This is a genomic window from Mesorhizobium sp. WSM1343, assembly GCF_055901535.1.
On sequence record NZ_CM148370.1, the window covers coordinates 1,298,017 to 1,309,408 of the forward strand.

Annotated in this window: 10 protein-coding genes; 6 read left to right on the top strand and 4 right to left on the bottom strand. The window is 63.5% G+C overall.

All coding sequences use genetic code 11. The features are described 5' to 3' along the window. Positions 1 to 4 precede the first annotated feature (4 nt). The 3 genes from AC0NIL_RS06215 to AC0NIL_RS06225 form a co-directional block, all read right to left on the bottom strand. Positions 5 to 2,161, bottom strand: a complete 2,157-nt coding sequence (locus tag AC0NIL_RS06215) for a phospholipase D-like domain-containing protein (RefSeq protein ID WP_275954408.1) — start codon at positions 2,159 to 2,161, stop codon at positions 5 to 7. Continuing rightward, positions 2,158 to 2,601 carry a hypothetical protein gene (locus AC0NIL_RS06220; protein ID WP_013529084.1) on the bottom strand — a complete coding sequence of 148 codons (444 nt, stop codon included), beginning with the start codon at positions 2,599 to 2,601 and terminating at the stop codon, positions 2,158 to 2,160. Before AC0NIL_RS06220 ends, AC0NIL_RS06215 begins: the two co-directional genes overlap by 4 nt. Before the next feature lie 216 nt (positions 2,602 to 2,817). Further along, positions 2,818 to 3,699, bottom strand: a complete 882-nt coding sequence (locus AC0NIL_RS06225) for a LysR family transcriptional regulator (protein WP_013529085.1) — start codon at positions 3,697 to 3,699, stop codon at positions 2,818 to 2,820. A gap of 218 nt (positions 3,700 to 3,917) precedes the next feature. On the opposite strand from AC0NIL_RS06225, the gene AC0NIL_RS06230 reads away from it, so the two are divergent. Together AC0NIL_RS06230 and AC0NIL_RS06235 are read left to right on the top strand one after the other, a co-directional pair. Further along, entirely contained in the window at positions 3,918 to 5,414 is a 1,497-nt protein-coding gene (locus AC0NIL_RS06230) for a CoA-acylating methylmalonate-semialdehyde dehydrogenase (protein ID WP_013529086.1), read from the top strand. A 315-nt stretch (positions 5,415 to 5,729) separates the two neighbouring features. Then, a complete protein-coding gene (locus AC0NIL_RS06235; protein ID WP_024502890.1) occupies positions 5,730 to 6,029 on the top strand; it encodes a hypothetical protein in 300 nt (99 codons plus the stop codon). A gap of 52 nt (positions 6,030 to 6,081) precedes the next feature. Here the strand turns inward: AC0NIL_RS06235 and AC0NIL_RS06240 are convergent, their stop codons facing one another. Continuing rightward, positions 6,082 to 6,774 carry a GntR family transcriptional regulator gene (locus tag AC0NIL_RS06240; protein ID WP_050596296.1) on the bottom strand — a complete coding sequence of 231 codons (693 nt, stop codon included), beginning with the start codon at positions 6,772 to 6,774 and terminating at the stop codon, positions 6,082 to 6,084. A gap of 69 nt (positions 6,775 to 6,843) precedes the next feature. Between AC0NIL_RS06240 and AC0NIL_RS06245 the strand changes: the two genes are divergently transcribed. From AC0NIL_RS06245 to AC0NIL_RS06260, 4 genes are all read left to right on the top strand, one after another. Then, positions 6,844 to 7,737, top strand: coding sequence for a dihydrodipicolinate synthase family protein (locus tag AC0NIL_RS06245; RefSeq protein WP_024502892.1), 894 nt, complete (start codon positions 6,844 to 6,846; stop codon positions 7,735 to 7,737). A gap of 61 nt (positions 7,738 to 7,798) precedes the next feature. Further along, the gene (locus AC0NIL_RS06250; protein ID WP_198327565.1) at positions 7,799 to 9,118 is read left to right on the top strand and encodes an NAD(P)/FAD-dependent oxidoreductase; all 1,320 of its coding nucleotides are present in this window, start codon (positions 7,799 to 7,801) and stop codon (positions 9,116 to 9,118) included. 32 nt (positions 9,119 to 9,150) lie between these two features. After that, positions 9,151 to 10,152 (top strand): 4-hydroxyproline epimerase, encoded by a 1,002-nt coding sequence (locus AC0NIL_RS06255; RefSeq protein WP_473572935.1) that lies wholly within the window; start codon positions 9,151 to 9,153, stop codon positions 10,150 to 10,152. Positions 10,153 to 10,486: 334 nt separating this feature from the next. Then, positions 10,487 to 11,389 (top strand): branched-chain amino acid ABC transporter permease, encoded by a 903-nt coding sequence (locus AC0NIL_RS06260; RefSeq protein WP_013529092.1) that lies wholly within the window; start codon positions 10,487 to 10,489, stop codon positions 11,387 to 11,389. Positions 11,390 to 11,392 lie beyond the last annotated feature (3 nt).

The window sequence follows — 11,392 nt, forward strand, 5'->3', positions numbered from 1 at the left end:
AGAGTCAGAACGCCTGCCGGACCCAGTCCTCGTCGAAAAGCAGCCGATACGCCCACGGGATCGTCACATTGGTGGCGACCGGATTGGAGTGGGCGACATAGTCGTCATAGATCGGCTTCATCCTGGTGTAGAAGGCCGGATCGAGCACCATCATGCCGTTCTCACTGTCGTGGAAGAAGCTGCGGTTGTTGAGATTGACCGACGAGATGGCGACCAGCCTTTCGTCGATCATCATGATCTTGGAATGCAGCACCACGTCAGGCGCCTTGAACTCGCGGATGTTGATGCGGTCGCCATATTTCTCGACGAACAGCTTGTTGAGCGCGGTGAGGAACTTGCCGCCGATATCGCCCTTGAGATCGATGCGGCCGACAATGTCGATCCTGACGCCGCGCGCGAGCGCCCGGTCAACAGCCTGGGCAAGCTTGGGCGTCAGGTTGAGGTAGGGATTAACGATCTGGATATGGTGCTGGGCGGCGTCGACCAACTCGACGAAATAGTCCTCCAGCGCATGGCCATCCTCGTAAGGCACCGAAATGAAGTGTCGTGCCGTGCCTGAAGGACGGGCGCCGTCGGACCGGACCGGAATGGAGAAGGGGCGCGCCAGATTGGTGTCGGCGTCGCGCAGCCACACTGTCGAAAGATGCGCGGCAAGGGTCTCGACCGTGGCCGGATCGGCGAACTCGATGTCGAAGTCGCTCCAGTTCGAATAGTAGTTCAGCGACAACCCGTCGGTCTTGCCGTATTGCTCAAGGTCTGGATAGCGCGACAGATCGATCGGCTGGTGGAACAGGAAGCCGTCATGGATGTTGCGGCCGCCGATGATGGCGCGCGACCGCCGTGGATCGTCGGCAAGCGTCGCCAGCATCTTGACGTGATGGACCTTGTGCAATTGTGAAATCTGCTCGTCGATCGGCGCGCCCCGGTCCGCCCGCCAGCGATATTCCTGCAGCCCGACATTGGGGAATTCGGCCGCCAGCCGATGCAGCATGGCGTCGTCCTTGTCGCGCTCCAGCACGTCGGTGACCAGGATGCGCACCTTGGTGCCGAGGGCTGCATGATGACGGATCAGCCGTTCGATGATGCGGCCGGAGAAGTCGGCCTTGAACTCCAGGGATGACAGATAGATCAGCTTCAGTTTTGGGGCCCTGGAGAAGTCGAGCGGCAGCTCCGGGTCGCCCTTGTCGAGGGCGCTGTCGGACAGCGGCGCTCCCATCAGCGCCTCGACCTTGGCGTTGAAGCCATCGCGCGATTTGCGCAGCAGGCGCGGCTTTCCGATCGGCAAGGCACAGGTCTGCGACAGCCAACGGCTGGCATAGAAGGCGCGGCTGAGAGGATCGAGGCCGGTTGGGTCTGGCGTCGGGCAACGCTCGTAGCGACTGTCGAAAGCGGCAAGCGCCGGATCGGCCCTCTCTTCGCGTCGGATGGTGAGCGGCGCGCCGGCCGGAGCAAGGCTGGAGCGGATTCTTGTCGCGCAGCGGTTCAGGCCGTCACTTGGAAACAGGCTGACCGTATCGTCCTCGCCGGACAGACGAAAGCGAAATGCCGTGCCGGTGGCGATGGTGCGTGAAGCGCCGCCGGCACGGATCGCCAGCGTGCCGTCGCAGACGCCTTCGATGTCGGCCGGTTGCTTGCCGGCCTGGCGCAGCACGATCTCGACGCCGCGCGCTTGCAGGCCGGAGAAATCGAAGGTCTTGGGCGCCGAAGGCCGCGCCGCCGCATCGATGTAGAGCGTCTGTCGCGACACCCGCCAGCGTCCGTCAAAATGACCCTCGCCGCTGTTGGCGTCGGCCGGCGGCAGATGCGTTTCGGCAACCGGCCCGGCCAGTTTTTGCAGCGTCCGGTAGGTCGCCTGGAAATCGCTGTTGGCGATCTCATGGCGGTCGTGGCCGAAAGGGCCGGTGCCGTTGGCGCGGTCCATGGCGCCAAGCTGATGGCGGGCGAGCAGCGCCAGGAAGCGTTTTTCGTAGTCGCTGGTGCCGGCGTCGCCGAAAAACTGCGCGGCGGCGATCCGCGGCCCAGCTGTCTCCGCGGAGAGCGCGGGTCGCGCGCAAGCGCTCTGGCCTTGCAGGAGATCGCAGGCATTGCGACCAGTACCGGCACAGCCGGCAAGGACAGCCAGCCCGAACAGAACGACGGCGATGAATGCGCGACCCTTCACCCGGCCGCTCCGGTCTTCAGGGCGCTCAATTGCGCCGGATCGCGCGGCGGCATGAAGCCCTGCGGGAAGACCTTGCAGACGGGAATGGCGAAGGTGGCGATCAGCAGTTCGGCCTCGCCGCGCATCTTGCGCGGCGTTGCGTTGTCGTCACGGATCGCTTTCGCCGAGGCGACCAGGGCGCCGTCGCAGTCGCAATGGTTGTGGCGGGCGATGTAGCAGGCATCATGCGTCTGGCAGGCCGCATCGAGGCGGTCGGCCGGCCGGGCCGATAGATCGCCGGTGCGGGTGCCGGGGCCGCAATAATTGCCGAAGACGAAAGGCGAAGGCCGCGCCATGGCGTAGCGGATCGGTTTGGGCAGTTCGGCCTCCGGAACCTTCGTCCACGGATTGGCGCAAGCGGAAACGAAAAGCAGCGGCAGGATGGCAAGAACGGCTCGCATGTCTATCCGCGCCAGCTTTCTGAAAGGTTCCCCACCCGGCGACCTGCCCGTGGCCGGCGACCGCACGCCTGATGCCACACTGGCCGGTTTTGTGGCAAGGAAAAGGCGGCACGGCCAAAGCGTATCGCGTTTGATCGGATTCATGCGATGCGCTTTAGCGTCTTAGTTTATGCATGTCGTTCGCCCAAAACCGAGATCAGTTTTGGGCGACATGCCTCAGACGAACAGGTTCCGCTCCCGCTCCACCATCTTGGTGATGAAGCTGGCGACGATCTGGACGCGGCGCAGCGGCCTGACCGATTCGTGATAGACCAGCCAGTAGGCGCGGCGGATGGGTGCCACGACATCGACCGGGACGAGTTCCGGCATCGAGCGGGCGACGAAGGTGTGCAGGATGCCGATGCCGGCGCCCGAGCGCACTGCTTCGGCCTGGCCGAGCGCCGAGGAGATGGCGAAACTGGTGCGCCAGTCCGCGCTGAATTCGGCCGCGTAATCGAGCGAAGGGCTGACAATGAGATCCGGCACATAGCCGATAAGGGTGTGCTGGCCGAGTTCGGCCGCTGTTTTGGGCAGACCATTGGCATCGACATAAGCGCGCGAGGCAAACAGGCCGAGCGAATAGTCGACCAGCTTTCCCGCCACCAGCCGGCCTTCGGTCGGCCGCTCGACAGTGATGGCGATGTCCGCCTCGCGGCGCGACAGGGAGAAGGAGCGCGGCACCGGCACCAGCTGGATCGTCAGCTCGCGGTGCAGGGCGGTCAGCGCGCCAAGGCGCTTGGCCAGGAAGGCAACGCCAAAACCGTCCGGGGCGCCGATGCGCACCGTGCCGGAAACATCGTCGCCTTCGCCTGATATGGTCGAGCGCGCGGCGATCATGTCGCCCTCCATGCGCTCGGCAATGTCGAGGAAGCGCTCGCCGGCGGGAGTCAGCTCGCTGCCGGTGGTCAGCCGGCGAAACAGCTTTGTCCGAAGCGCATCCTCGAGTGCGGCGATGCGGCGTGAGACGGTGGCGTGGTTGAGCTCCAGCCGTTTGGCGGCGCCAAGGATCTGGCCGGCACGCGCCACGGCAAGGAAGATGCGGACGTCATCCCAGTTCATGGGGATGGTCCAGATGACAATCGCTGACGCCGCGTCCTGTGGTGGGAACTCAATCTCTCAATCCCTGCTGCTATCAGACGGGGTCTCCGCATTTGCGAGAATTGATGCTCGTCCGTCAACCGCTATCTACTTTCCGCACAACGGTTGCGTTCTCCGTCGCGTTGCCATCCGCCGGCCAAAGGCGGACAATGCAGCATCACAAACAAGGGAGAGAAATCATGATCGACTATGGTCATTTCATCGGCGGCAAGCACGTCGCCGGGACCAGCGGCCGCAAGCAGGATGTCATGCAGCCGATGGACGGCTCCGTGCGCGGCACGGTGGCGCTGGCATCACAGGCGGAACTGCGCGCTGCGGTGGAGAACGCCAAGGCTGCGCAGCCGAAATGGGCCGCAACCAACCCGCAGCGTCGCGTGCGCGTGCTGATGAAGTTTCTCGAACTGGTCGCCCGCGACTATGACGAACTGGCCGACATCCTGGCGCGCGAGCACGGCAAGACGATCGCCGACGCCAAGGGCGACATCCAGCGCGGCCTCGAAGTGGTCGAAGTCTGCATCGGCGCGCCACACATGATGAAGGGTGAATTCACCGACGGCGCCGGCCCCGGCATCGACGTCTATTCGATGCGCCAGCCGCTCGGCGTCGTCGCCGGCATCACGCCGTTCAACTTCCCGGCAATGATCCCGCTGTGGAAGATCGCGCCGGCCATCGCCTGCGGCAACGCCTTCATCCTGAAGCCGTCGGAGCGCGATCCGGGCGTGCCGATGCGCATCGCCGAACTGTTCCTCGAAGCTGGCCTGCCGGCGGGCATCCTCAATGTCGTCAATGGCGACAAGGACGTGGTCGACGCCATCCTCGACGATCCCGACATCAAGGCCATCGGCTTTGTCGGCTCGACGCCGATCGCCCACTACATCTATTCGCGCGGCACGGCCGCCGGCAAGCGCGTGCAGTGCTTCGGCGGCGCCAAGAACCACATGATCATCATGCCCGATGCCGACATGGACCAGACGGTCGACGCGCTGATCGGCGCCGGCTACGGCTCGGCCGGCGAACGCTGCATGGCGATCTCGGTTGCCGTCCCGGTCGGCAACGACACCGCCAACCGGCTGATGGAAAAGCTGATCCCGCGCGTCGAAAGCCTGAAGGTCGGTCCTTCGACCGACTCTTCCGCCGATTTCGGCCCGCTGGTGACGCGCCAAGCCTTGGAGCGGGTCAAGGGCTATGTCGACACCGGCGTCAAGGAAGGCGCCAAGCTGGTCGTCGACGGCCGCGGCTTCTCCATGCAGGGCTATGAAGACGGCTACTATATGGGCGGCTGCCTGTTCGACAACGTCACCGCGGACATGCGCATCTACAAGGAAGAGATCTTTGGGCCGGTGCTGTCGGTTGTGCGCGCGCCGACCTATGAGAGCGCGATCAAGCTCGCCAACGACCATGAGATGGGCAATGGCGTCGCCATCTTCACTCGTGACGGCGATGCCGCGCGCGATTTCGCAAGCCGTGTCCAGGTCGGCATGGTCGGCATCAATGTGCCGATCCCGGTGCCGATCGCCTACTACACCTTCGGCGGTTGGAAGGCGTCTTCCTTCGGCGACCTCAACCAGCACGGCCCGGACGCGTTCCGTTTCTACACCAAGACCAAGACGGTGACCTCGCGCTGGCCGTCCGGGATCAAGGACGGTGCCGAATTCGTCATCCCGACGATGAACTAACCGGACGATTTCCTGGTTGCGCGTCCTCGCCTTCGGCTGCGGTCGCGCGGGCAGGCATCAAGGACGGTGCCGAATTCGTCATCCCGACGATGAACTGACCGGACAACAGATTGATTTTGAATTTGAGGCCCGGGCGCTCGCGCCCGGGCTTTTTTGCAGTCCGGCGACGACCCTATCTGCGTGAACGCTAATGTGATGGAACCAAGTGGGCATCTGCCGTCTTGGTTTGCAGTCCTGCCGCAAGGAGGTACGGCAGATCAAGCAACGGCGCTGGCGACAGCTTCGGGGACATCGTCTGGCGCAAGGAGGTGTCAGATGACCCGTCTTGTGGCAACGCTATTTTTCGCGGCGGTTTCCGCGTTTGCCGCCGTCCCGGCGATGGCGGAGCAATGCGCAGCCCGTGCGGATATGATCAAAGCGCTCGGGGAAAAATTCCACGAAAGCGAGGCTGCGCGCGGCCTGGTCAACCCGAGCGTCATTCTTGAGATATTCGTCTCCGACCAGGGCACCTGGACGATCCTTGCCACCGACACGCATGGTCAGAGCTGCGTCATCACGGCGGGCGAAGGCTGGGACGGTTCGTTGATGGCGGCGGCTGCCTTGCCAGGGACCTGATCCGAGCTTCGAGGAAGCACCGGCGACGAAAGCGCATCGGATTAAAAGACGTTCAGCGCGTCGCCGCCGTTTCGGCGTGGCCGCGCAGCAGCGCCATCAGGCGTTTGGCATCCTTGGCCGCGGCCTCCTCGTCGCCGGCAAGGATCGAGCGGATCAGCGCGACATGGTGCTCGGCGGATTCGGCAAGACCGGTCTCGGCCTTGTAGCGGAACCAGAAGCGGCGGCTGTGGGTCTGCAACGGGGCGGCCAAACGGGCGGCGAAGGGATTGTCGGCAGCCAGCGCCAACGCTTCGTCAAGTGCCTTGTCGGCCTGAATGAAGGCAAGCACGTTGCCCGAGATCACCGCTTTCTGCATGGCAAGCGCTGCTTCGTGAAACAGGTCGGCGGCCTCGCGGGTGACGAAGCGGGCGGCCGAGCGGGCCAGCACCACCTCGACGCCGCGACGCGCATCGAGCACGCGCAGCCAGTCGCCGGGATGCAGCGGGGCGATGGCGATGCCCGCGCGCGGCCTGATGTCGAGCAGCCCTTCCCAGGCCAGCCGCTGGATCGCCTCGCGCACCGGTGTCCTGCCAAGCCCGAGCCTGTCGATCAGGGCGCCCTCGGTGACGAAGCTTGCCGGGGCCAGTTCGAGCGTGACGATCATGTGCTCGAGCACATGGTAGGCCCTGGTCGCGGCCGGCTCCGCCGAGGTGCTTGCTGCCGTGGATATCAAATGCGCTCTCCTGATATATCTTGAATATATCATAACGGATTCCGCATTGACAGCGGGTTTGTTAATAGATATACCAGTGATATATCAGATGGAGAGATGATCATGTGGACCGGAGTTTTTCCTGCCGTCACGACCAAATTCACCGCGGATGATCGCCTCGATCATGCCGAGATGGAGCGTTGCTTCAACCTGCAGATGGAAGCTGGCTGCGACGGCATCATCGTTTGCGGATCGCTCGGCGAGGGGCCGATGCTGTCGCCCGATGAGAAGATCGAGGTGCTGAAGACCGCACAAAAGGTCGCCGGCAAGAAGCCGGTGCTGCTGACGGTCAACGAGGCCGGCACACGCGAGGCGGCCAGCATCGCCAAGCGCGCGAGCCGGGAAGGCGCCAACGGCCTGATGGTCGTGCCGAGCCCGATCTACCACACCAATGCGGAAGAGACGGTCGCGGCGCTGCGCGCGGTCGCGCAGGCTGGCGACCTGCCGGTCATGATCTACTCCAACCGGCTTGCCTACCGCGTCGACGTCAGCGTCGACCAGATGGAGGAGCTGGCGTCGGACGAGCGCTTTGTCGCGATCAAGGAATCCTCCGACGACATCCGTCGTTCGACCGAGATCATCAATCGCCTGGGCACTCGCTACGACCTGTTCACCGGCGTCGACAATCTGGCCTTCGAGGCGCTGTCGGTCGGCGCCATCGGTTGGGTGGCCGGACTGGTCACCGCGTTCCCGCGCGAGACGGTCGCCATCTACCAGCTGATGAAGCAGGGTCGCCGCGAAGAGGCGCTCGGCATCTACCGCTGGTTCCGGCCGCTGCTCGATCTCGACGTCTCGACCTATCTGGTCCAAAACATCAAGCTTGCCGAAGTGTTCGCGATCAACACAAATGACCGCGTTCGTATGCCGCGACAGCCGCTGTCTGGCGATCGCCGCAAGTCCGTCGAGAAGATCGTCAAGGATGCGCTCGCGGTGCGGCCGACACTGCCGCAGTTCTGAGGCTTCTTCTTCCTGTTCGCAGGGAGAAGATGGTGGCAGCCAGATAAGGGGCAGCGCCCACGTGCAAGGAAATTCCAAGTCGACAGAAGCGGGGCGCAGCCCCTCATCCGCCCTTCGGGCGCCTTCTCCCCGTGAACGGGGAGAAGGGTTGGACATAGCCATCGTCGGTGGCGGCATCATCGGTATCTGTGCCGCTGCTTCTCTCGCTGAGGCGGGACGCAGGGTCACCGTCTTCGATCGCACAGGCATTTGCGAGGAGACGAGCTCGGGCAATGCCGCCGCCTTCGCCTTCTCCGACGTGCTGCCGCTGGCGCACAAGGGCATGATGCGGCAGCTGCCGAAATGGCTGGCCGATCCGCTCGGCCCGCTCAGCATCCCGCCCGCCTACCTGCCGACGCTTCTGCCCTGGCTGATCCGCTTCTGGCGCGCCGGTGCGCCGGGGAAATACGAGGCGAGCCTTGCCGCTCAAGCAGGCATGATGAAGCTTGCCGAGGCGGAGTGGATGGGCTTGCTCGATCGCTCCGGCACGCGGTCGATGCTGCGCGAGGATGGCTCGCTCGAGCTTTACGAAAGCGAAGCCGAATTTCAGGCCGGGCTGCCCGGCTGGGCGGCGCGTAAGCGTTTCGGCATCGGTTTCCGCCACGTCGAGGGCGAGGAACTGGCCGCCTTGCAGCCGGGGCTGTCGCCGCGCTTCATCAAAGGCACATTCGTGCCGGGATGGAAGACGGTCGCCGACCCGAAACTGCTGGGCAAAGCGGTGTGGACCTATGCGCAGGCCAAGGGCGCTCGCTTTGAGCTGGTCCGGATCAGCCAAGTCGCGGCGGATCAGGATGGAGCGACGCTGACGTTGGCAGACGGCACGACCAGACAGGCCCGGCACCTCGTCGTCGCCGCCGGCGCCTGGTCGCATCTGCTAGCGAAGCAACTCGGCGATCGCATTCCGCTGGAGACCGAGCGCGGCTACAACACCACCTTGCCCACGAGTGCCTTCGACGTGAAGCGGATGCTGATCTTCTCCGGCCATGGTTTCGTCGTCACGCCGCTCGAAACGGGCCTGCGCGTCGGCGGCGCCGTCGAACTCGGCGGCATCGAGCGGCCGCCCAATTATGCCAGGTCGAAGGCGCTGCTGCAGAAGGCACAGAAATTCCTGCCGGGGCTCGATCTCTCGGGCGGGCGCGAATGGATGGGGTTCCGCCCCTCGCTGCCGGATTCAGTGCCCGTCATCGGCGGCGCGCCGGGAAAGCGGTCGGTGGTCTATGCCTTCGGCCATGGCCATCTCGGCCTGACCCAGGCGGCGGCCACCGGACGGTTGATCAGGGATCTTGTCCTGGGGCAGACTCCGCCGATCGATCTGGCCCCCTTCAGTCCGCAACGATTTTGATTTTTTCGGGTTTTTGATTTTCGAGGAGCGTCATGGCCAAGAAATCCTTCTTCTGCATAGACGGCCACACCTGCGGCAATCCTGTGCGGCTGGTCGCCGGCGGCGGCCCGCTGTTGCAGGGCGCGACGATGATGGAGCGGCGTGCGCATTTTCTGGCCGAGTATGACTGGATCCGCACCGGGCTGATGTTCGAGCCGCGCGGCCACGACGGGATGTCCGGTTCGATCCTCTATCCGCCGACGCGCGAGGATTGCGACATCGCCATCCTGTTCATCGAAACCTCCGGCTGCCTGCCGATGTGCGGCCATGGCACGATCGGTACGGTGACGATGGCCATCGAGCACGGACTGATCAAACCAAAGACGCCGGGCGTGCTCAGGCTCGACACGCCGGCCGGGCTGGTCGTCGCCGAATACAAGCAGGTCGGCGACTATGTCGAGGAGGTGCGCATCACCAATGTGCCATCCTTCCTCCATGCCGAGGGGCTGACGGTCGAATGCCCTGGGCTCGGTGAAATCACCGTCGACGTCGCCTATGGCGGCAACTTCTACGCCATCGTCGAACCGCAGGAGAACTATCGCGACATGGCCGATCATTCGGCGGGCGACTTCATCGCCTGGAGCCCGGTGGTGCGGCAGCGGCTCAACGAGAAATATTCCTTCGTGCATCCGGAAAATCCTGGCATCAACCGGCTGTCGCACATGCTGTGGACCGGTGCGCCGACGGTGGATGGGGCGGATGCCCGCAATGCCGTGTTCTACGGCGACAAGGCGATCGACCGCTCGCCCTGCGGCACCGGCACCTCGGCGCGCATGGCGCAGCTTCATGCCAAGGGCAAACTCAAGGCCGGAGACAGCTTCGTGCATGAATCGATCATCGGTTCGCTGTTCAAGGGCAAGGTCGAAAAGGATGTCAGCGTGGCCGGCAAGCCGGCCATCATTCCCTCGATCGGCGGCTGGGCGCGGATGACCGGACTGAACACCATCTTCATCGACGACCGCGACCCGTTCGCGCACGGGTTTGTTGTCAAGTGATGGGAATCCTGACCTTGCGGAAAGCAACGACCTGAAAAATGGATCGTGCCAAAAACGCAAGGATTCCTTTCATCACCTAATTTTGACGGCGATTTCTTCGAAACGGGGCGCATGATGCGGTCGAATCGTCAAAGACATTGCGTTATGCCAATGGTAGGTTCCGCGATAGTCCAGGGGTCGGATGATGGAAAACGGGCAATCGGGCGGCGCGCTTCGAAAACACGCATGACGATTGAAAAATGACGTTGCAATCCGGGCTCGAAACTTTACGACTAGGGGAAATACGAAAAGGAATGCGTCTGCATGGGCGACATTCCAGGGGAGCCATGTACACATGCAGTACTTTGTCCAGCAGCTTATCAACGGGCTGACGCTGGGATCGATCTATGGGCTGATCGCGATCGGCTACACGATGGTCTACGGCATCATCGGTATGATCAATTTCGCCCATGGCGACATCTTCATGGTGGGTGCCTTCACGGCACTGATCGTCTTCCTCGCCCTTGGCGCGCTGTTCTATTCCGTGCCGGTTGTGCTGGCGCTGCTGATCATGATGATCGTGGCGATGCTGCTCACCAGCCTCTACAACTGGACGATCGAAAAGGTGGCCTACCGGCCGCTGCGCGGTTCGTTCCGACTGGCCCCGCTGATCACTGCCATCGGCATGTCGATCGCGCTGTCGAACTTCGTCCAGGTGACGCAGGGTCCCCGCAACAAGCCGATCCCGCCGATGGTCAGCCAGGTTTACAACATCAACGGCATCAGCGTGTCGCTGAAGCAGATCATCATCGTCGTCGTCACGGCGCTGCTGCTGGCGCTGTTCTGGTATCTGGTCAACAAGACCTCGCTTGGACGAGCGCAACGGGCCTGTGAGCAGGACCGCAAGATGGCGGCGCTGCTCGGCATCGATGTCGACCGTACCATCTCGATCACCTTCATCATGGGTGCGGCCCTTGCCGCGGTCGCCGGCACTTTGTTCCTGATGTATTACGGCGTCATTGCCTTCTCGGATGGTTTCACGCCGGGCGTGAAAGCCTTCACGGCGGCGGTGCTGGGCGGCATCGGTTCGCTGCCGGGCGCGGTGGTCGGCGGGCTGATGATCGGCTTCATCGAGAGCATGTGGTCGGCCTATTTCTCGATCGACTACAAGGATGTCGCGGCGTTCTCGATCCTGGCCATCGTGCTGATCTTCCTGCCTTCCGGCATATTGGGCCGGCCAGAAGTCGAAAAGGTCTGAGAC

Excerpts from the sequence above, each read along its gene's own strand:
- AC0NIL_RS06245 (WP_024502892.1), top strand. The coding sequence starts at position 6,844 with ATGTGGACCGGAGTTTTTCCTGCCGTCACGACCAAATTCACCGCGGAT.
- AC0NIL_RS06240 (WP_050596296.1), bottom strand. The coding sequence starts at position 6,774 with ATGATATATTCAAGATATATCAGGAGAGCGCATTTGATATCCACGGCA.
- AC0NIL_RS06220 (WP_013529084.1), bottom strand. The coding sequence starts at position 2,601 with ATGCGAGCCGTTCTTGCCATCCTGCCGCTGCTTTTCGTTTCCGCTTGC.
- AC0NIL_RS06225 (WP_013529085.1), bottom strand. The coding sequence starts at position 3,699 with ATGAACTGGGATGACGTCCGCATCTTCCTTGCCGTGGCGCGTGCCGGC.
- AC0NIL_RS06235 (WP_024502890.1), top strand. The coding sequence starts at position 5,730 with ATGACCCGTCTTGTGGCAACGCTATTTTTCGCGGCGGTTTCCGCGTTT.
- AC0NIL_RS06260 (WP_013529092.1), top strand. The coding sequence starts at position 10,487 with ATGCAGTACTTTGTCCAGCAGCTTATCAACGGGCTGACGCTGGGATCG.
- AC0NIL_RS06255 (WP_473572935.1), top strand. The coding sequence starts at position 9,151 with ATGGCCAAGAAATCCTTCTTCTGCATAGACGGCCACACCTGCGGCAAT.
- AC0NIL_RS06230 (WP_013529086.1), top strand. The coding sequence starts at position 3,918 with ATGATCGACTATGGTCATTTCATCGGCGGCAAGCACGTCGCCGGGACC.